Raw genomic sequence first — 18,671 nt, 5'->3', positions numbered from 1 at the left:
GGTGACCAATATGAGTACATTTCTAATTACCTTCGGGATTTTTCTAGCCGTTATTGTTGCAATGTCGGTTGGCTACATCTTCCAAAAGAAAGTCGTAAAAGGCAGCTGTGGTGGCCTAGGTGCGCTAAGCATCGATAAAGTGTGTAACTGCCCAGAGCCTTGTGATGCACGTAAAAAGCGTGAAGCGCGTGAGCAAGCTCGTGCCGAGAAGCTTGCTGCTTGGGAAAAAGATCGTATCGCGTAATCCCGCTTTCAGCATAGAATTAACAGCAAAGACCAGAGCAACCCTCTGGTCTTTTTTGTTGGTCTGATGAACAAAACGGCGTATACTTTAACTGTATAAATAAACAGTTCAATAAGCCGTGTCCGACTCCATTCGAAAATTTATTCATGTAGATATGGATTGCTTTTACGCAGCTGTAGAGATGCGTGACAATCCACATTATCGTGGCAAACCACTGGCTGTAGGCGGCAGTGAACGTCAGCGAGGCGTGATCAGTACCTGCAATTACGAAGCGCGCAAATTTGGTGTTCGCTCTGCGATGCCAACAGCGCAAGCACTCAAATTGTGTCCGAACTTGCTGTTGGTTCCAGGAAGAATGGAGGTTTACAAAGAGACCTCCAAACACATTCGAGAGATCTTCTCTCGTTATACTTCGCTTATTGAACCGCTTTCCCTTGATGAAGCCTACTTGGATGTCACCGAGTCTCCACACTGCCAAAATTCAGCAACACGTATCGCACAGAGTATTCGCAATGATATTTGGAATGAACTCCAGCTAACAGCTTCCGCGGGTGTAGCACCGCTTAAGTTTCTCGCCAAAATCGCATCGGATTTGAATAAGCCAAATGGTCAGTGCGTTATTCCTCCTGACAAGGTACAAGAGGTTGTCGATAGTCTTGATCTCGGCAAGATACCTGGTGTGGGAAAAGTGAGCCTAGAGAAGCTTAATAACGCGGGGCTTTTTACCTGCCACGATGTACGTACCAGTGATTATCGAGAGTTAATCATGAAGTTTGGTCGTATGGGGGCCTCGCTGTGGAAAAAAAGCCACGGAATAGACGAGCGCGAGGTTGTAGTAGAGCGAGAGCGTAAATCGATAGGTGTCGAAAGAACCTTTTCTCAAAACATCACCCACTACGATGAATGCTGGCAAGTGATTGAAACTAAGCTTTTCCCTGAGCTGAAACAGCGTCTAGAGAGAGCACAGCCGAAACGTAACGTAATTAAACAAGGCATCAAAGTGAAGTTCGCTGACTTCAAACTGACCACCATTGAGCATGTCCATAATCAGCTCGATCTCGAATACTTTAAAGATCTATTGCGTGAAGTTCTTGAGCGGCAAAATGGGCGGGAAATTCGCCTTCTGGGATTAAGTGTCATGTTAGAGCCTCTCGAAAATGCGCGACAGCTGACGATGTTTGAGTAATTGCCAGTGACTAACCATCGATTGTTTGCGTGGCAACCCACGGCTCGATATAGTGAGCGAGTTCAATTTGTCTCGATATGCCGAGTAGGAGAGTTATGAACAAGCAGGTACTCATTGACGAACTCATTGCACAGCTTGAGCAGCAAATCACCACCTTAAACTCTGCGATGGAGCAGACAGTAGATGCGGCGACGAACGAAGAAACGGTGCCTGAGCATAAATACGACACGCTAGCATTAGAGGCGTCTTATCTTGCCCACGGACAGGCGATGCGATTAGAAGAAATCAGGCGCGACATCTCAACGCTAAAGGCGTTTTCGCTGAATGATTTTGCCAGTGATAGTGCAATATCTTTGGGGGCATTGGTCGAGTTAGAAGACGTCAATGAAGAACACAGCTACTATTTTCTGTTGCCTACAGCAGGTGGCGCTAGGCTAGCTAACGAAAGCGTGGTGGTAGTGACACCGCACTCACCTCTGGGTAAAGCACTTAAAGGCGGTGTTTTAGACGATGAGGTTAGTGTCCTCATCGGAGACCAGCGCCGCGTCTATGATATTATCTCAATTTGCTAGTAGGGAAGGGACATCAAATGAACATTAAAACCCGTTTTGGTATTGTTGGTACGAGCCTATTTTTCATCGTTCCCAATGCCTATGCGTTAGGGCAGTGTGGAGTCGATATAAAGAATGAAGTTCATTTAAATGGTGAACAAGTCGAAGTGGTTAACGATGCTGCCTCGTCTCGCGTGCTGATTGATGAAAACAACAACCTGTTTATCAATGGTGAGCAAGTTACCCTAGATTCAGCTCAGCAAAAAGCGCTCGATAGCTATCGAGAGAACATGAATACCTATGTACCTAAAGCAAAAGAGCTAGCGGCAAGTGGTTTAGCCATTACCAACGATCTTATCGATGATGTTGCCGCAAGTTTTGATGACTCCGAAGCGTTCAATAATGTTAAGACCGCACTCGCTGAGTTTTTTGCCGATGTTCAATCTCGTTACCAGCAAGGTGATGAGTTTGTTTTACAGTCAGATGCGTTTAGCTCATTTATGGATAACTGGGAGCAGGACTTAGCGAAAGCAAAAGAAGTGTTCAACAAAGAGTTTATGAGTAGCGCATTCACTGCACTTCAAGAGAAAATGCAGCAAGAGGGTAGCCTAAATCTGACAGAATTGTCTAAGCAGTATAATGAGCTCAAAGAGCGTATGTCAGGCACACTTGAGCAGCAATCTGAGTCTCTTCAAAAACAAGCTAAGGGCTATTGTGACTCGCTTAATGATGTTGCTGAGGAAGAGCAACAGCTTCACAAAAAGATTCCTGAGTTGAAGGATTATCAGGTTTTTACTATCTAGCCTTGAAGTCTGCATCAAGCCTTGAGTAGATTCCTGCCTGCGCAGGAATGACGAATCTCTAGAATGGATGCAACCAAAATGGCCGTCACTCCAAAAACTGCCGTCACCCCACTAGCCGTGCGCCTGCGCACGCAGGGGTCTTCTCAAAGCGATCTCCTAGTCTCAAATAGATTCCTGTCTGCACAGGAATGACACGAACTGTCCACTGGTGGTCACATAAGTAACACTTTAAAACGAGCACATAGGTAACAGTGTGGCCCTAAAAAAGATAGCAATAAAAAGCGAATCTAACTAATCCTAAGTAATGCTCGTAAATTAATACTTACGGTCGCAAATCTCATTAATATCGGCCGATCCAACCAAATAAATTGCCATATACAAACTTTTATCTTATCGTACCAGCAAACTAGTACGTAAGAATAAATTGCAGTGGATATTTCAAACTCAACGACAACTCCAAGAGAGCATTTTGGATCTCGATTAGGCTTTATTTTGGCTGCTGCGGGTGCAGCGGTTGGTTTGGGCAATATTTGGGGGTTTCCTACTCAAGCGGCGAGTAATGGCGGCGGGGCATTCTTGCTTGTCTATTTAGTCATGATATTGGTGGTTGCATTTCCAATGCTGGTGGTCGAAATGGCGATAGGTCGTCATGGTCAAGCGAACCCGGTAGACAGTATGAAATCACTAACCAATCACCCGCTAGGCGAACGACTGGGCGGATTAGTCGGTTGGATTGGCTTGATGGTGCCTTGCGCGGTACTAGCATTCTACTCAATCGTTGGCGGTTGGTTAATTTGCTTTCTCTTCGGTGCGCTGGCTGAAATCGTTGGTGCGAATGGACTTGCGGATTGGTTCAAAGGCTTTAGCGTCGAGCGTAATGTGTTTGGTACTGTCCTTTTCTATCTTCTTACGGTATTGATTGTCCAAGGTGGTGTGAAAAAGGGTATTGAAAAGTGGTCGACTCGCTTAATGCCATCGCTATTCATTCTTTTCGCTTTGCTGTTCGTCTACATCATGATGCAGCAAGGTGCGGTGGAAGGTTTGAAGCATTACCTTATCCCTGATTTTGAGAAGGTATGGGATAGAAAGCTAATCCTAGCAGCGATGGGACAGGGCTTCTTTTCACTGACAATCGGTGGCTGCTCGATGCTTATTTATGGCTCTTACTTATCTAAGAAAGAGAATCTTCCGAAGATGGCGATGAATGTGACCTTGGTAGATACCTCAGTCGCCTTTATTGCCGGACTTGTTGTCATGCCAGCGATGTTTGTGGCGATGCAAAAAGGCGTTCAGATTTATGCTGAAGATGGTGCTTTACTGAGCTCAGACACGCTCGTGTTCACGGTATTGCCTCTAATGTTTGAGTCCTTAGGCTTGCTTGGTCTTGTATTCTCAGTTGTGTTTTTCCTTCTTCTAACGATCGCAGCACTGACGTCCTCAATCTCCATGCTTGAGTGCCCAGTAGCGCTGGTGGATGAGCGTTTTAACACAGGACGTAAGAAGACCAGTTGGGTGTTAGGCGCTGCTATAGCGCTGTTCAGTATCTATATCGTGTTTAACTTCGGCGACCTATTTGGTTTGGTTGCTATGATTGCGACACAGTACCTGCAGCCGATAGCGGCATTGTTGTTCTGTTTATTTGGCGGTTGGGTTTGGAGCCGAGCTGGTAAAATCAAAGAGCTAGAGCAAGGTTGTCCAGACTTTCAATTAGGCTGGTTTGGTAAAGTTTGGCCGTTCTACGTTAAATTTATCTGTCCGGTATTAGTGGTAACCGTTATTTGGGCATCGTTTGGCTAGGCGCTAATGAACCCTTAGAGCAAAAGAAAAACCGCCAAGCATAACTTGGCGGTTTTTGTATTCTATGAATTAGGAGCTCTAGCGGAACTGACCCGCTTCTGGTAAGAAATCAAAACCAGCGCTCGCCAGTTTCTCTACCAAGGCTGATTTACTGATATCGAAGTAATTCACCAGCTTATCTAAATCGCCACCAAAGTCGTCTCTCAACTTCATGTTGACGATGCTCATCAGCATAACCGGATCCATCGTTTCAAAATTGGCTAGATTCATGGTGAGTTCTCTATTTGTCTTCGAAATCTGAAATCAGAAGGTTAGCGGCAGCAAAAGCGGCTTTTTCACGAACGTCTTTCGGTAGGTTTTCATCTGCTGCGACATCATTAAGCGCACGAACCGCGCAAGAGATCGCCTGAGGGATGTAAGCCTGATCACCACTGCCAATCTGAGCATAAATTTCACGAACCAATTCGCAACAACCGTAAACTTGCATAGTGTCTTTCTCTATAAATGATAACTGGTCTCAATATACACAGGCTGTATTCGAAACACAAAACTGGCGTTTGATATGAAACAAAAAAGCCGATGTTTTGGTTAAACATCGGCTTTATATTGGCTTAACTGATTGGATTACGCTTTTGCTGGAATCGCTTCAAGCAGTGCAACCATTTGGTTCCAGAATAGCTCAACCGTATCGATCTTCACCTTCTCATCAGGAGAGTGTGGGAACTTGATAGTTGGACCGAAAGACACCATGTCCATGTTTGGATAAGGTTCTTTAAACAGACCACATTCTAGACCAGCGTGGATCACCATGATGTTTGGTTTATGACCGTAGATACCTTCGTACATATCGCGGAAGATAGCCATGATCTCTGACTCAGGATCGGGTTTCCAACCTGGGTAAGCACCAGAGCACTCAATCGTCGCACCTGCAAGCTCAGCGACAGACGCCAGCATGCCTTCAACTTGAGAGCGACCAGAATCGATAAGTGAACGGATCAAGCAAAGCACTTCAACTTTGTCTGTTTGGGTCGTGATGACGCCAACATTAAGAGATGTTTCTACAACGCCTTCGATGTCATCGCTCATGCGGATAACGCCATTTGGACATGCGTTAAGTGCTGCGATGAAGCGCGTTTGAGATTCAGAGGCAAACACATCAGCGAGATCCGCAGCTTCGTTGAATGACACGATGTCAGTCTCAATAGCACCAAGCTCAGATTTTAATAGCTCAGTGTAGAAGCTGTATAGTTCATCTAGCTTAGCTAGGTTCTCTTCTGGTAGCGCCAGAGTAACGAAACCTTCGCGCGGGATTGCGTTGCGAAGGCTGCCGCCGCGGAACTCGATAAGACGAGCGTCAAGCTCTTTCGCATGACCCGCTAGGAAGCGACCTAGTAGTTTGTTTGCGTTACCACGACCTGTGTGGATATCACAGCCAGAGTGACCGCCTTTTAGACCTTTTAGTGTTAGTTGGCGAGCAACATAACCTTGCGGTGCAGATTCACGTGCGATGTCAAAGGTAAGCGCTGCGTCGATACCGCCAGCACAGCCCATGTAGACTTCGCCTTCTTGCTCTGAGTCAGTGTTTAAAAGGATATCGCCTTCAAGCCAACCCGCCTCAAGACCAAACGCACCCGTCATGCCTGCTTCTTCGTCGATGGTTAGTAGCACTTCCAGTGGGCCGTGTTTGATATCGTTAGACGCAAGAACGGCTAGGCACGTAGCCATACCGATACCGTTATCAGCACCCAAAGTCGTGCCTTTTGCCGTTACCCACTCGCCATCAATGTATGGCTGGATAGCATCAACAGTGAAGTCGTGATCGGTATCTTCGTTTTTCTGAGGAACCATATCGATGTGGGCTTGTAGAACCACACCTTTTTTGTTTTCCATACCAGCGGTTGCTGGCTTTTTGATGAATACGTTACCCGTTGTGTCACGCTTAACATCAAGACCTTGCTCTTTTGCCCAGCCAATAATGTACTGTGCTAGTGCTTCTTCATGTTTTGATGGATGAGGGATTGAGCAGATTTTGTCAAAAAATTGCCATACTGGGGCTGGTGACAACTTACTGATTTCAGAGTGGAATTCAGACACAGAACTCTCCTTTATTCGGGCTTTACTAGGTTGTTCTTCGTCAGATGTTTAAATTCACGGTGTGAACATCTGGATTTCTAGCTTATTAAAGACAAAGCAAAGGATACCACTAGTTGTAAACATCTAGTAGTGAAACCGAAGAGATAATGTAATGGGTCATGTCAACTTTCGTGACTGGCATAGTGTGCGCCAATGCATACTAATGACATTAATATCCGTAATAAAATTACAGAATTTGTGGTTTTTGATAGGTTAAATGAAATATTTGTGACTTTGATCGTCTTTGTGGTTGTAATTTTAATCCGATATGGTATTCTTTTCACCAGTTGAGAGAATCAACACAATGCTCACGGACAGAGCCCGATTTATCGCCTCCAAGGAACCGAGACTCAAAGCAACGTTTTTCCACTATTTGTTTTGTTAGAAGGTGATGTTATGAAAGGTTTAGCAAGCGCGATGTTTTGGACGAATCAAAACGTATACACAAAAGACTTCGCGTACAACGTCTACTACGGTAGATAAGCGATACGTTTTCCCCCTATTTTGAAGAATTTATAGTTGGTTACATACCCCAATTGATGACCAAATTATTCTACCGCCACTCATATGAGTGGCGTTTTTTTGCCTTTTTTCCGTGAAATGCCGCCTTTATCTCAAAAAGTGTGGTTACTTTTTGCGCAGTTGTCTTGGTTAGTCGCTATGATGGAAAAGGGCGCTTTCTCGGTAACTATTTCAAATTGTTAGTGATCGTTACCATATGAGTTTCATATCAAGAGGATAATTCGCTGTTTAGAGTGAAAATTCTAGCTGGAATTTGCGTTTTGATAACCTTATAATTCGCGCCAATCGTTTACGCAACCGTTTACTTTTTACACTTTTAGGGATTCGATTATGCTCGAAAGGCTGTTCAAGCTCAGTGAAAACGGCACAACAGTGCGCACTGAGATTATCGCAGGTATCACTACGTTCCTGACGATGGCTTACATTATTTTTGTTAACCCAGCAATTCTTGCTGACGCAGGCATGGATCGCGGCGCAGTATTTGTTGCAACCTGTTTGGCAGCTGCTATCGGCTGTTTCATTATGGGTTTTGTAGCAAACTACCCAATCGCACAAGCACCAGGCATGGGCCTGAATGCTTTCTTTACCTACGCAGTCGTACTGGGTATGGGTTACACATGGCAAGTGGCACTGGCAGCAGTATTCTGCTCTGGTATCTTGTTCATTCTTTTGAGCGTGTTTAAGATCCGTGAGTGGATCATTAACTCGATTCCAATGTCGCTTCGAACAGGTATCTCTGCAGGTATTGGTTTGTTCCTAGCGCTTATCGCGCTGAAAAACGCAGGTATTGTGGTTGATAACCCAGCGACGCTTGTGTCTCTAGGTCACATCACTTCTCTTCCAGCAACGCTAGCGGCTGTTGGCTTCTTCATTACTATTGCTCTTGTTCACCGTGGCGTGAAAGGTGCGGTAATGATTGCGATTCTAGCAGTAACGGGCCTTGGTCTGATTTTTGGTGACGTTCAGTGGGGTGGCATCATGTCTACACCACCAAGTATCGCTCCAACGTTCATGCAGCTTGATTTCTCGGCAGTGTTCGAAATCGGTATGATCTCTGTTGTGTTTGCTTTCCTATTTGTTGACTTGTTCGACACGGCGGGCACGCTAGTTGGCGTAGCGCAAAAAGCAGACCTTATCGGTAAAGACGGCAAAATCCCACGTCTAAACAAAGCACTACTGGCTGACTCAACAGCAACATCAGTAGGTGCGCTACTAGGTACATCAAACACCACTTCTTATGTAGAAAGTACTGCTGGTGTTGCAGCTGGTGGTCGTACTGGTCTTACTGCAGTAGTTGTTGGCATTTTGTTTGTACTTGCATTATTCTTCTCGCCTTTGGCGGGTATGATCCCAGCTTACGCAACTGCGGGTGCGCTATTCTATGTAGCAATTCTAATGATGTCAGGTCTAGTCGGTATTGACTGGAGAGACATTACTGAAGCGGCACCGGTTGTTGTGACTTGTTTGCTGATGCCTTTCACATTCTCAATTGCAGAAGGTATCTCACTTGGCTTCATCGCTTATGCTGCTATTAAAGCACTGAGTGGTAAAGGTCGCGACGTATCCATGAGTGTTTGGGTAATGTCTGCAATCTTTGTCATCAAGTACATTGTGGCTGCTTAAGTCTCGAATACGGTTTAATTAGGTTATTATTATGGCTAACAAATTCATCATCACTTGGGACAATATGCACGCATATTGCCGTCAACTCGCTGAGCGTCAAATGCCAGCGGAACAGTGGAAAGGCATTATCGGTGTAAGTCGTGGCGGTCTAGTACCAGCAGCGATTCTAGCTCGTGAGCTAGGTATTCGTTATGTAGATACAGTATGTATCTCAAGCTACGACCACGATCACCAACGTGATATGACTGTACTTAAAGCTCCAGAGCACGACGGTGAAGGTTACCTAATCGTTGATGATCTTGTGGACAGCGGTGACACAGCACGTAAAATTCGTGAAATGTACCCGAAAGCTAAGCTAGTAACCGTGTGCGCTAAGCCAGCTGGTGTAGAGCTAGTTGACGAGTACATTGTTGATATCGACCAAGATTGTTGGATCGAGCAGCCATGGGATATGGCACTGTCTTACGTTGAGCCAATTAACCGTAAGCAAAAGTAAACAGTGATGTTTAAAAAAACCGCAACTTTTCCAAGTTGCGGTTTTTTTTTGCTCGAAATCCAGCATATTTGCAATCAACCGTCGTCAACCCTGAAACATGGATTTCAGATATTTAACAAACCAAGTCACTAACAGCGATAGAACCACGTTAAAATGTCGATAAAACCCCTGAATAATGATGATTATTCGATTATATTGATGCTGTAATCGTAATAGTTGGTGCGCGTATGTCTGAAGAAGTCAGTAAAAATATCTCCGAAACCTTGTTTGAAAAGAACAAACAAGCAAAGGAAACCTCCCATCTCATTCGATATATGCCAAGTAGCATGGAAATTCTTGAGCGCCGCCGCGCTGAGAACCCGAGTTCTTGGTACCGGAACCTGTTGCGTCTGCAATGGGCATGGCAAGGTATTGACCCTATCGAGTTGGAAGAGACACTTGCCAAAATTGCGTCTTCTGATCACTCAAGAACGATAGATGAGTGGCTCGATACGGTTATGGGCTACCACGGCGGTAACTGGAACTATGAGTGGACCAAGCTTGGGATGCTTCACCAAAAGCGAGCCAACGACCTTACAGGTGATGCTGCAGCAGAAGAGCTATTTAAGGCCTCATTGAGCTTTAGTATCGCTGGCTACCCACACCTGAAAAATGACAACCTAGCCTTGCAGGCTCAAGTGTTGGCGAATAACGCTTACAACGAAGCGGCCAAACACACCAGTCATATTATCAAGCAGGTAGAGGTCCCATATAAAAATAAGCGGATTACCGCCAACCTCCACTTGGTGAGCACTGAAAAACCCCAACCTGTTGTGATCGTGAGTGCAGGCCTTGATTCTCTGCAAACAGATATGTGGCGTTTGTTCCGAGATTATCTAGCGCCGGCGGGTATCGCTATGCTGACTGTCGATATGCCATCAATAGGGCACAGCTCTCATTGGCCGTTGACCGAGGATACGTCATGTCTGCACCAGGCTGTGTTAAATGAGCTTCCTAATATTCCTTGGGTCGACCATTTCAAAGTAGGGGTGCTGGGTTTCCGATTCGGTGGTAATGCTATGGCTCGCCTCTCATTTCTAGAGCCAGAAAAAATCAAAGCCTGCGTCACACTGGGAGCGCCAATCCATCACTGCTTGGCTTCTCCGCAAATCATCCAATCTATGCCAAAGATGTACCTAGATATGTTGGCATCTCGCATTGGTAAAGATGCAGTGGATATTAATAGTCTGGCAGGACAACTCACGGCCTGGTCGCTGAAAGTGCAAGGGTTCTTGTCGTCACGTCGCACTAAAGTGCCTATCTTGGCGATGAGTATGGAAGGCGATATTGTCTCGCCGATATCAGACAACCGCTTGCTTGCTATGTTTAGTCAGTATGGAAAGTCGAAACAGATTCCGTCGAAGGGCATTGCAAAAGGGTATGCGCAATCCCTCGAAATGGCGATTAAGTGGTTGGAGGACGAACTTTTAAGGTGACATTTGTGTGGAATTAGTTAAATATGAAATCAGTATGTAATCAAGCATATGATAAAACTATAATTATCCTATAAGAATTATCGCTATTTCACCTTTACAACTATTTTCATATAGAAACGGAGTTTCACTATGTCAGAAGCGGCGAAAACCCCTACTCACTATCGCTTAGTTGCAGCCTTAAAGGCTATTGGCCCATACTTGAGAGAAACCTTATGTAAGGACGGCGCGTATCACTTTGACTGCCTGTCTGTGTGCGTTGATGACACCAAGTCTCCAGAAGATCGAGAGTTTTGGGGGTGGTGGTTAGACTTAACCTTAGTTGAAGACCAGTTTGAAGCGACGTACCAGATCGGCCGTTACAATCAGACCGGTGAATGGATTTTAGAATCTGCACCAAAATCGGCAGTTAGTGAGATAAATCGAACGCAAGAAGTGTTTCATGAAAAATTGGTGAAGACACTCAGTGAGAAGTTCGAGCTGAGCGTGTCAATTCACGATGATTCAGTAGAGTTTGTCTAGTACTAGAAATCCGGTCTCAATGCTTATCAAATCAGCATTGAGACCTTTTTTGCGCCTCTTTTCCCTTCCTACCGCTTTTTTACTTGTACAAATGATGTTTGATTGCTAAAACATCACTCCCTATTAAACTTTTCACGTCAAACAAGCAGAGATGACAACGGATAATACTCGTCAATCTACCGACAAAAAAACGGTAGTGGTGAAGTTAGGTACCAGTGTCCTAACAGGTGGTTCCCTAGCGCTTAACAAAGCGCATATGGTTGAACTCGTCAGACAATGTGCTGAGCTTAAAAAGCTTGGCCACTCAGTAGTGATGGTATCGTCAGGTGCTATTGCGGCTGGTCGCGAGCACCTAGGTTACCCCGAACTTCCCAAAACGATGGCGAGCAAACAGCTATTAGCAGCCGTTGGTCAAAGCCAACTTATTCAGGTTTGGGAGTCTTTGTTTGCTATCTACGGGCTTAAAATCGGACAAATGCTGCTAACGCGCGCCGATCTTGAGGACCGTGAACGCTTTCTCAATGCACGTGACACGATCAACGCTTTGGTTGAAAACGACATCATCCCTGTCGTCAACGAAAACGACGCGGTAGCAACCAGTGAGATCAAGGTTGGCGACAACGATAATCTATCGGCATTGGTCGGCATCTTGTGTGGCGCAGATAAGCTGTTGTTGCTTACTGACCAGCGTGGTTTGTTCACTGCCGATCCTCGCAAAGACCCAAATGCAGAACTGATTCGCGAAGTGACGACTATTGATGAAACTCTTCGCAAAATAGCGGGCGGCAGCGGTACGACACTTGGCACTGGTGGTATGGCGACGAAGCTGCAAGCGGCAGATATTGCGCGTCGCGCAGGCATCGAAGTTATCATTGCAGCGGGCAGCGCAGAAAACGTGGTATTTGATTCGTTATCTAATGAACCTCAAGGTACTCGTTTCTTACCCTTGCCAGAGGCATTGGAAAATCGTAAACGTTGGATACTCGCAGGTCCTGCCGCAACCGGTAACATTGTTATCGACTCAGGTGCGGTGAATGCAGTGATTGGCAAAGGCAGTAGCCTACTTGCCAAAGGGGTAATAAAAGTTTCAGGCCGCTTCGCTCGTGGTGAAGTGGTACGTGTGACGACCAATGACGGAGCTCTAGTAGCAAAAGGAATTTGTGGCTACTCCGACGCAGACCTGTCCAAAATAGCAGGCAAGCACAGTAAAGAAATCGCGGATACGCTCGGCTATGATTATGGTGCAGAAGTGATTCATCGCGACGATATGGTCGTCATTCAAGATTAAGAATAAAGGGAACCGTTATGGATATGATTAAACTAGGCCAAAACGCGAAGCAAGCCAGCTTTGCTTTGGCGACCGCGTCAACGGCGCAAAAGAATCGCGCACTGCAAATCATCGCCGATGAACTTGAAGCAAACGCTGACGTTATTTTGGCTGCGAATGCGAAAGATATCGACCTAGGCCGTGAAGCCGGTCTGACAGAAGCATTACTTGATCGCCTACTGCTGAACGAACAGCGATTGAAAGGTATCGCTGATGACGTTCGTAACGTTATCACCCTGTCTGATCCAGTAGGCAGTGAGATTGATAGTAAAGTGCTTGAGAATGGCATGAGCCTGTCGCGTCGCCGCGTACCACTTGGTGTGGTTGGCGTGATTTATGAAGCGCGTCCAAACGTTACGATTGATATCGCAGCACTATGTTTGAAGACTGGTAACGCCAGTATTCTTCGTGGTGGTAAAGAAACCTTCTTCTCTAACATGGAACTGGTTAAAGTGATTCAGTCTGCACTTGATAAAGCAGGTCTACCTGCGGCATCAGTACAGTACATCGAAAAACCGGATCGTGAGTTGGTATCTCAGCTTCTTAAACTGGACGACTACGTGGATATGATCATCCCACGTGGTGGTGCAGGCCTACACAAAATGTGTAAAGAGAACAGCAACATCCCAGTTATCATTGGCGGCTTTGGTATCAGTCATATCTTTGTGGATGACAGCGCTGATCTCACTCGCTCTTTGGATGTGGTTGAAAACTCAAAAGTACAGCGTCCATCGGCATGTAACTCTTTAGACACCCTATTGGTGCACGAGAAGGTTGCGGGTGAATTCTTACCTATGATCGCTGAGCGTCTCAAAGGCAAAGTATCTTTAGTTGCAGAGCCAAAGGCGAAAGCTATCTTGGCAGGCGCTGAGGATCTACGCGATGCGGGCGAAGGTGACTTCGATACCGAATGGCTAAGTTTCACCCTAGGTGTAAAAGTCGTGGCAGATGTTGAAGAAGCGATTGACCACATGCGCGTTCATAACGCTAGCCACTCAGACGCTATCATGACTAACAGCTTGGTCAACTCAGAGAAATTCATTAACTCTGTTGGTTCAGCCGCTGTGTACGTGAATGCCTCCACACGCTTTACTGATGGTGCTCAATTTGGCCTTGGTGCCGAAGTTGCGGTATCGACGCAAAAACTCCATGCTCGCGGTCCTATGGGTCTAGAAGAGCTGACTAGTTACAAGTGGGTGGGTAAAGCGGATTACTTGCCGCGTCCATAACGCTTGATTATGCCCGATATAAAAAGAGTCAGTCGAATATCGACTGACTCTTTTTTTTGTCTGGAGATAGCAAACTCAACCTAGCGAGTAGCTCTTGCCAGAAATCTATCCAAATGATTGGCAAACTCGCGGCGCTCTGTTTGCCCAAGTGGCGCAGGACCGCCAGTTTGAACGCCACTAGAGCGCATGGTATCCATAAAGTCACGAATATTGAGGCGTGCCTTAATGGTATCTTTGGTGTAAAGCTCACCGCGTGGGCTGAGCGCCACGGCGTTTTTGGTGATGACTTCATCTGCCAATGGAATATCAGACGTAATAACCAAGTCACCGGCGTTGACTCTTTTCACGATTTCATTGTCCGCAATGTCAAACCCAGCAGGTACGGTCAGTGAGTGGATATTGTCTCGTTTCGGTACGGGCACACTGTGGTTAGCCACAAAGGTGCAGGTTAAGCCCGTACGCTCGGCTGCGCGGCACAGTGTTTCTCGAATCACTTTTGGGCACGCATCGGCATCGACCCAAATCTTAACAGCTTGTTTTAACGGCTCAGTCACGAGATTGCTCCAATGCAGCTAATCGCTGAGTCAGCGCGGCAACTTGCTGTTCTAATTCTTTCACTCTTAGCTCGAGAGGTTGCTCGGCCTTTTCAGCTGCGATTTCTACTTTAGGTACGTGCTGACTGCTCTTCCAAGATTTGATCACAGTGATCAGCGCAGGCATAGGTACTTTTGTCTTCAAACGCGCTTTTACTAGGGCGACGGTCGGCTCTTTTCCCTCGGCGTGCAATGAGCTGATTGCAGCTTCAATCTCAGCAGAGACATCTTTGGTAATCATGGTGGTTATTCCGTTAAATAGGCTTTCCGTTAATAGTACCTTCGAATCTAAGGGAGGTACAGGTGGAGCTTATGTGACGAGCATCACCAGTGACTTTAAGCGAGTAAATCTAAGACATTAGCCAATTTGGAAACGCACTGTGCGAGATCTCTCACACGAGCTGTGAGATAAAGAGAAAAGATCGCCAGAAATTTGGAAGAAAAAATAGGTAAGCATATGTTTAATAGGATAATTAACCATATTTTAACAGTGTCGATGCAAAAAAAATTGTATTGGGTAGATTGTCCAGAATCGCCATTAGGGTAAATTAGAACCTGTCGGAAGGATGCTGACACGGAACAGGAATGACATTGGAAGGTCATCTTCAGGAAGAAGATTTGGTTACCAAGGGAAACGTAACTAGCAAGGAAGTTAGGATAGCGCGGGAAGCGAACAATCATCAGGACGGTGATTTTTAAGGAAATGGACACGCTCAGGAAGAGTGTAGGAACCCCATCAGGATGATGGTCAAGGACACCGCTCAAGGAACAAGTGAAGCGAGCTGACTGGGATGGTTAGCGTCATTGGATGAGATGGACACCGCTAGGACGGCGACGAATGGATATAGCTGAAGGATTCAGCCACTATTACGGATGATGCATGGAGCATTTTTAGTAGCCGGACTGCTGCGAGTAAGACTATAGCCCCAATACGCAAGTGTTGGGGCTTTTCTTATTTATAAACCCTAACTTTCATACTTCTCATGCAAGTGTCGCACTTAATCTAAAGAACGCAGAGTCTAAAGCCTACATTAGGTTACTTGGGTATTTAGTTACGAAAAGGAAGTCAATGACAATAGTTACTCGCAGAACCATTCTCGTCCCCTATACCGACTATTTAGAGTCGGATTTTCTAATGCTTAACGTGTGCGCGAAAAATCGTAAACACATGAATGGTCCTCATACCTTGGCCACTGCGCGCCGATTGTTTCAATCCATACTGAGCGATTCAAAGTTCTATGCGATGGCGGCACTGGATCTGCGTACGCGCGATTATATGGGGCATATTTTCATTGAGCGTGGAGCAGAAGGTGAAGGAGAGATAGGCTATATCTTTGATAAGCAATACTGGAACAAAGGGATTGCAACAGAGGTATTAAGAGCGTTTATTCCCGATGCTGCTCATACATTAGGGCTTAAGAGGCTTGAAGCGAACGTCGATACTGACCATGCTTCTTCGATTCGATTGCTAAGTAAACTCGGGTTTGAGCAGTACGGACAAGCGGAAGATGAGCATGGCCCGTACTATCAGTTCCAATCTACATTCGGTGTGCCGGAAAGTGAAAATTCAGCACATGGAAGCCTTTCATCACCAGCTTACCTTGATAATAGTCGTCACCAAGCGCTGAAAACTCAAACTCATAAATAGTATGCCAACCGAATCGGCCGTTGGCATCTCTTAGCCTGTGAGCGCCAAACGAGACGCTCAACATTTGCAGATCTAACTCCTTACAGCGACGTGTCACCGCCGCCTTAGCAATCTCAGATTGACGCCGCTGCTGCCAAAATACAAAGCAGAACATGCTCAGCGCCAATATCATCAAAAGATTATCTATCATTTCACCTTCCTAGTGAGTTTTTCCTTGTGTTGCCGCTTGTTGCAGTGCGACCAATGCGCTGGCGAGCTCTGGTGATGGGCTAGAGTGCAGCAATGGCAAAAGCACCAAACGCAGGCTCGGTATCATAACCAGATCGGCAAATAACTGATTAAACAAGCCTTGGTTACCCGTTTGTGCTAGACGTACCAAGAACTTCTCGGCTGAGGCTGGAGTAGTCAGAGGCTGCCAAGCACGACCAGCAATAGCGATAAGTACCTCTTGATGACTCAAGCGAGCACTTGCCAAAATCTCTGAAACCAGGGATTCAAGTTGTTGTGGTTTGCCACCAGATAGCGCACGAGCATAGGCCGCTAATAAGAACAGATCCGGTTCATCGGACTCACATTCAAATTGAGCAAGTTCGCGTAGTGTTGTAGAGAGCTTTTCTGGCAACGCCACATGCTCAAGTGCGCCAAGTAGGGCATAGCGGGGCTCGCTTGCAAGGTGGCGTAAACTAGTGCGGATCAAACGGCCATTTTCTTCTTGCCCAAGCCTTGCTGCCATATCCGTGATGCCTTGCAGTCCAACCGTTTGCCAGTTATCCCAGCCTAGGTCGCCACGGAAGTAGTCACGTGCATGCTGATAGTATTGGCTGGTGGTCAGATCCAATTCTGCTCTCAATAGGCTATGGAAGACAGCTAACTTGTCGTCTGTTGGCTTAAACGTAAATGGGTTGTTTGAGAGCTTTTGCTGCTGCTCTTCACTCATTTCTTTTCCAAGACGCGTCCCCATTGCTTCCAGAACGTATTTTAGAAACTGGCCGACATCGCCTTGGCTTAGCAAACCACGTTCATCAAGTTGGAATTTAAGGAACCAAATCCAAGGCTGTTTCTCTTCATTCCAGTAAGCGATAGCAAACTGAGCTTGCCTTTGAATCGGATACGGGTAGGGCTGACTGGCACGCTCAACGGCGGCGAACTGTTCATTATCAATCAGTTGTACGCGTCGAGAGATATCGTAAATATGATATTGGCAGCCACTGTTGACCAACAGATCCGTCAAAGTATGAATGGTTTCCATGGAGGGGTTCCTAGTACGGTTTGGGTATAGAACAATAAATGGTATTCTATCGCCAATTTTCAAGTCATTAACGAGCATTTTCAATATCGATGAGTGAAAGTCGTGAATCTGTTCGTCTCGATCCCCATAGAATTATGAAGTTATTACTTATTGAGTTGAAACAGCTGCTTAAAAAGCACTCACTGTGGCAACAGCAATCTCCAGATGTGACAGCACTGAGCAGTCAACAACCGTTTGCCGTCGATACATTGGAGCCTCACGAGTGGCTGCAATGGATTTTTATTGAACGAATGGAAGTGCTGCTCCAATCGGGAAGTGACTTGCCCAAGGGTTTTGAGATAACCCCTTATTTTGAAGAAGTTTGGAAGCAGCGCAGTGAACTGAATGAGATCTTATTGGTGTTAAAGCAGATAGATGAGGCAGCAAAATGAGTGAATCCATTGAATCGGTTCAAGATGAAACTCAAATCGAGCCTCTTGAAATCGTGTATCGCGATGACTATCTGATTGCCGTCAACAAGCCTGCCGGTATGTTAGTGCATCGCTCGTGGCTAGATAAAAATGAAACTCGATTTGTGATGCAGACCTTACGCGATCAGATAGGGCAGCACGTTTTTCCTTTGCACCGTTTAGATAGGCCAACTTCAGGCGTGTTGCTGTTCGCTTTATCGAGTGAAATCGCCTCAAAGGCAATGCCTATGTTCGCTGAGCACAATATCCAGAAGACCTATCATGCGATTGTCCGCGGTTGGATTGAGGAAGGGGATGTATTGGATTACGCACTTAAGGTTGAGCTGGATAAGATCGCCGATAAATTTGCTGATAAAGACAAAGAAGCACAGCCAGCCGTCACCGCTTATGAGCCGCTTGCCAAGGTTGAGGTTCCTCATTCAACAGGGCGCTTCCCAACCAGCCGCTACTGTCTGATGGAGATGAAGCCAAAAACAGGTCGAAAGCACCAGCTGCGTCGCCACATGCACCACTTGAGTCATCCGATTATCGGTGACACTACTCATGGTGATGGCAGACACAATCGTTTGTTCCGCGACCATTTTGATGCGCGTCGATTGCTCTTGCACGCGTCATGTCTTGAGTTCGAACACCCAATTACGCAAGAGTCGGTAGTCATCAAAGCGAGTTTCGATTCCGTGTGGTGTAGCTTGGTTCGCGAATTTGATTGGCAAGAGTGTGACGCCATCCAAGATTACACCTAATTGCGTTACCTGACTGGTCAAATAGTAGATTTCTTAATAGGTTAAATTTCGCTAAACTGTGGT

The 18,671-nt window shown here is 46.0% G+C and carries 21 protein-coding genes; 14 read left to right on the top strand and 7 right to left on the bottom strand.

Features of this window, described 5'->3' with window-relative positions:
* The first annotated feature begins 10 nt into the window (after nt 1-10).
* The 5 genes from nqrM (at nt 11) to AC6I8Y_RS12475 (ending at nt 4,581) form a co-directional block, all read left to right on the top strand.
* On the top strand, nt 11-244 hold the full coding sequence (nqrM, locus tag AC6I8Y_RS12495) for a (Na+)-NQR maturation NqrM (RefSeq protein ID WP_042477741.1): 234 nt from the start codon (nt 11-13) through the stop codon (nt 242-244).
* Nucleotides 245-398: 154 nt separating this feature from the next.
* Complete coding sequence (gene dinB, locus AC6I8Y_RS12490) at nt 399-1,430, top strand: DNA polymerase IV (RefSeq protein WP_498020275.1); 1,032 nt, start codon at nt 399-401, stop codon at nt 1,428-1,430.
* A 95-nt stretch (nt 1,431-1,525) separates the two neighbouring features.
* Entirely contained in the window at nt 1,526-2,002 is a 477-nt protein-coding gene (locus AC6I8Y_RS12485; protein ID WP_394150691.1) for a GreA/GreB family elongation factor, read from the top strand.
* A gap of 17 nt (nt 2,003-2,019) precedes the next feature.
* A complete protein-coding gene (locus AC6I8Y_RS12480) occupies nt 2,020-2,784 on the top strand; it encodes a YggN family protein (protein ID WP_394150690.1) in 765 nt (254 codons plus the stop codon).
* 435 nt (nt 2,785-3,219) lie between these two features.
* Complete coding sequence (locus AC6I8Y_RS12475) at nt 3,220-4,581, top strand: sodium-dependent transporter (protein ID WP_394150931.1); 1,362 nt, start codon at nt 3,220-3,222, stop codon at nt 4,579-4,581.
* A 78-nt stretch (nt 4,582-4,659) separates the two neighbouring features.
* On the opposite strand, the gene AC6I8Y_RS12470 is transcribed toward AC6I8Y_RS12475, so the two are convergent.
* The 3 genes from AC6I8Y_RS12470 to AC6I8Y_RS12460 all read right to left on the bottom strand — a co-directional run bounded on the left by AC6I8Y_RS12470 (nt 4,660) and on the right by AC6I8Y_RS12460 (nt 6,675).
* Nucleotides 4,660-4,851: a DUF4250 domain-containing protein gene (locus AC6I8Y_RS12470; protein WP_042477590.1), complete on the bottom strand. Its 192-nt coding sequence runs from the start codon at nt 4,849-4,851 to the stop codon at nt 4,660-4,662.
* Nucleotides 4,852-4,861: 10 nt separating this feature from the next.
* Nucleotides 4,862-5,068, bottom strand: coding sequence for a YaeP family protein (locus AC6I8Y_RS12465; RefSeq protein WP_042477592.1), 207 nt, complete (start codon nt 5,066-5,068; stop codon nt 4,862-4,864).
* A gap of 137 nt (nt 5,069-5,205) precedes the next feature.
* Nucleotides 5,206-6,675 carry an aminoacyl-histidine dipeptidase gene (locus tag AC6I8Y_RS12460; protein ID WP_128649380.1) on the bottom strand — a complete coding sequence of 490 codons (1,470 nt, stop codon included), beginning with the start codon at nt 6,673-6,675 and terminating at the stop codon, nt 5,206-5,208.
* Between the two features lie 891 nt (nt 6,676-7,566).
* Here AC6I8Y_RS12460 and AC6I8Y_RS12455 point away from each other — a divergent pair.
* From AC6I8Y_RS12455 to AC6I8Y_RS12430, 6 genes are all read left to right on the top strand, one after another.
* Entirely contained in the window at nt 7,567-8,859 is a 1,293-nt protein-coding gene (locus AC6I8Y_RS12455) for an NCS2 family permease (RefSeq protein WP_042477594.1), read from the top strand.
* A gap of 31 nt (nt 8,860-8,890) precedes the next feature.
* A complete protein-coding gene (gene gpt / locus AC6I8Y_RS12450; RefSeq protein ID WP_042477599.1) occupies nt 8,891-9,355 on the top strand; it encodes a xanthine phosphoribosyltransferase in 465 nt (154 codons plus the stop codon).
* A 227-nt stretch (nt 9,356-9,582) separates the two neighbouring features.
* Nucleotides 9,583-10,830, top strand: a complete 1,248-nt coding sequence (gene frsA, locus AC6I8Y_RS12445; RefSeq protein ID WP_252011510.1) for an esterase FrsA — start codon at nt 9,583-9,585, stop codon at nt 10,828-10,830.
* 129 nt (nt 10,831-10,959) lie between these two features.
* Nucleotides 10,960-11,349, top strand: coding sequence for a sigma factor-binding protein Crl (crl, locus tag AC6I8Y_RS12440; RefSeq protein ID WP_394150687.1), 390 nt, complete (start codon nt 10,960-10,962; stop codon nt 11,347-11,349).
* Between the two features lie 151 nt (nt 11,350-11,500).
* Entirely contained in the window at nt 11,501-12,637 is a 1,137-nt protein-coding gene (proB, locus tag AC6I8Y_RS12435) for a glutamate 5-kinase (RefSeq protein ID WP_042477608.1), read from the top strand.
* Between the two features lie 17 nt (nt 12,638-12,654).
* Entirely contained in the window at nt 12,655-13,905 is a 1,251-nt protein-coding gene (locus tag AC6I8Y_RS12430; protein ID WP_394150686.1) for a glutamate-5-semialdehyde dehydrogenase, read from the top strand.
* An 80-nt stretch (nt 13,906-13,985) separates the two neighbouring features.
* Here the strand turns inward: AC6I8Y_RS12430 and AC6I8Y_RS12425 are convergent, their stop codons facing one another.
* Nucleotides 13,986-14,459 (bottom strand): YaiI/YqxD family protein, encoded by a 474-nt coding sequence (locus AC6I8Y_RS12425; protein ID WP_042496907.1) that lies wholly within the window; start codon nt 14,457-14,459, stop codon nt 13,986-13,988.
* Nucleotides 14,452-14,739, bottom strand: coding sequence for a hypothetical protein (locus tag AC6I8Y_RS12420; RefSeq protein WP_252011513.1), 288 nt, complete (start codon nt 14,737-14,739; stop codon nt 14,452-14,454). Before AC6I8Y_RS12420 ends, AC6I8Y_RS12425 begins: the two co-directional genes overlap by 8 nt.
* Nucleotides 14,740-15,567: 828 nt before the next feature.
* On the opposite strand from AC6I8Y_RS12420, the gene AC6I8Y_RS12415 reads away from it, so the two are divergent.
* Nucleotides 15,568-16,146, top strand: a complete 579-nt coding sequence (locus AC6I8Y_RS12415; RefSeq protein WP_498020274.1) for a GNAT family N-acetyltransferase — start codon at nt 15,568-15,570, stop codon at nt 16,144-16,146.
* Here the strand turns inward: AC6I8Y_RS12415 and AC6I8Y_RS12410 are convergent.
* On the bottom strand, nt 16,037-16,336 hold the full coding sequence (locus AC6I8Y_RS12410) for a DUF3301 domain-containing protein (protein WP_112462101.1): 300 nt from the start codon (nt 16,334-16,336) through the stop codon (nt 16,037-16,039). The two genes, AC6I8Y_RS12415 and AC6I8Y_RS12410, sit on opposite strands and share 110 nt — an antisense overlap.
* Nucleotides 16,337-16,345: 9 nt before the next feature.
* The gene (locus tag AC6I8Y_RS12405; protein ID WP_498020273.1) at nt 16,346-17,395 is read right to left on the bottom strand and encodes a DUF3549 family protein; all 1,050 of its coding nucleotides are present in this window, start codon (nt 17,393-17,395) and stop codon (nt 16,346-16,348) included.
* A gap of 134 nt (nt 17,396-17,529) precedes the next feature.
* Between AC6I8Y_RS12405 and AC6I8Y_RS12400 the strand changes: the two genes are divergently transcribed.
* The gene (locus AC6I8Y_RS12400; RefSeq protein ID WP_446567965.1) at nt 17,530-17,826 is read left to right on the top strand and encodes a YqcC family protein; all 297 of its coding nucleotides are present in this window, start codon (nt 17,530-17,532) and stop codon (nt 17,824-17,826) included.
* A complete protein-coding gene (gene truC, locus AC6I8Y_RS12395) occupies nt 17,823-18,608 on the top strand; it encodes a tRNA pseudouridine(65) synthase TruC (protein ID WP_498020272.1) in 786 nt (261 codons plus the stop codon). The genes AC6I8Y_RS12400 and truC overlap by 4 nt, the downstream gene beginning before the upstream one ends.
* Nucleotides 18,609-18,671 lie beyond the last annotated feature (63 nt).

The sequence above is a fragment of the Vibrio sp. KUL78 genome, from assembly GCF_059725505.1.
The sequence above is the reverse complement of the archived record's forward strand: the minus strand, read 5'-3'. Positions and strand labels throughout refer to the sequence as shown.

Bases quoted from the DNA above. Each gene is read 5' to 3' on its own strand.
- AC6I8Y_RS12400 (WP_446567965.1), top strand. From the start codon at position 17,530: ATGAAGTTATTACTTATTGAGTTGAAACAGCTGCTTAAAAAGCACTCA.
- frsA (WP_252011510.1), top strand. From the start codon at position 9,583: ATGTCTGAAGAAGTCAGTAAAAATATCTCCGAAACCTTGTTTGAAAAG.
- AC6I8Y_RS12420 (WP_252011513.1), bottom strand. From the start codon at position 14,739: ATGATTACCAAAGATGTCTCTGCTGAGATTGAAGCTGCAATCAGCTCA.
- AC6I8Y_RS12485 (WP_394150691.1), top strand. From the start codon at position 1,526: ATGAACAAGCAGGTACTCATTGACGAACTCATTGCACAGCTTGAGCAG.
- dinB (WP_498020275.1), top strand. From the start codon at position 399: ATGGATTGCTTTTACGCAGCTGTAGAGATGCGTGACAATCCACATTAT.
- AC6I8Y_RS12405 (WP_498020273.1), bottom strand. From the start codon at position 17,395: ATGGAAACCATTCATACTTTGACGGATCTGTTGGTCAACAGTGGCTGC.
- AC6I8Y_RS12430 (WP_394150686.1), top strand. From the start codon at position 12,655: ATGGATATGATTAAACTAGGCCAAAACGCGAAGCAAGCCAGCTTTGCT.
- truC (WP_498020272.1), top strand. From the start codon at position 17,823: ATGAGTGAATCCATTGAATCGGTTCAAGATGAAACTCAAATCGAGCCT.
- proB (WP_042477608.1), top strand. From the start codon at position 11,501: ATGACAACGGATAATACTCGTCAATCTACCGACAAAAAAACGGTAGTG.
- AC6I8Y_RS12480 (WP_394150690.1), top strand. From the start codon at position 2,020: ATGAACATTAAAACCCGTTTTGGTATTGTTGGTACGAGCCTATTTTTC.
- AC6I8Y_RS12455 (WP_042477594.1), top strand. From the start codon at position 7,567: ATGCTCGAAAGGCTGTTCAAGCTCAGTGAAAACGGCACAACAGTGCGC.
- AC6I8Y_RS12410 (WP_112462101.1), bottom strand. From the start codon at position 16,336: ATGATAGATAATCTTTTGATGATATTGGCGCTGAGCATGTTCTGCTTT.
- nqrM (WP_042477741.1), top strand. From the start codon at position 11: ATGAGTACATTTCTAATTACCTTCGGGATTTTTCTAGCCGTTATTGTT.
- gpt (WP_042477599.1), top strand. From the start codon at position 8,891: ATGGCTAACAAATTCATCATCACTTGGGACAATATGCACGCATATTGC.
- AC6I8Y_RS12470 (WP_042477590.1), bottom strand. From the start codon at position 4,851: ATGAATCTAGCCAATTTTGAAACGATGGATCCGGTTATGCTGATGAGC.
- AC6I8Y_RS12415 (WP_498020274.1), top strand. From the start codon at position 15,568: ATGACAATAGTTACTCGCAGAACCATTCTCGTCCCCTATACCGACTAT.
- crl (WP_394150687.1), top strand. From the start codon at position 10,960: ATGTCAGAAGCGGCGAAAACCCCTACTCACTATCGCTTAGTTGCAGCC.
- AC6I8Y_RS12465 (WP_042477592.1), bottom strand. From the start codon at position 5,068: ATGCAAGTTTACGGTTGTTGCGAATTGGTTCGTGAAATTTATGCTCAG.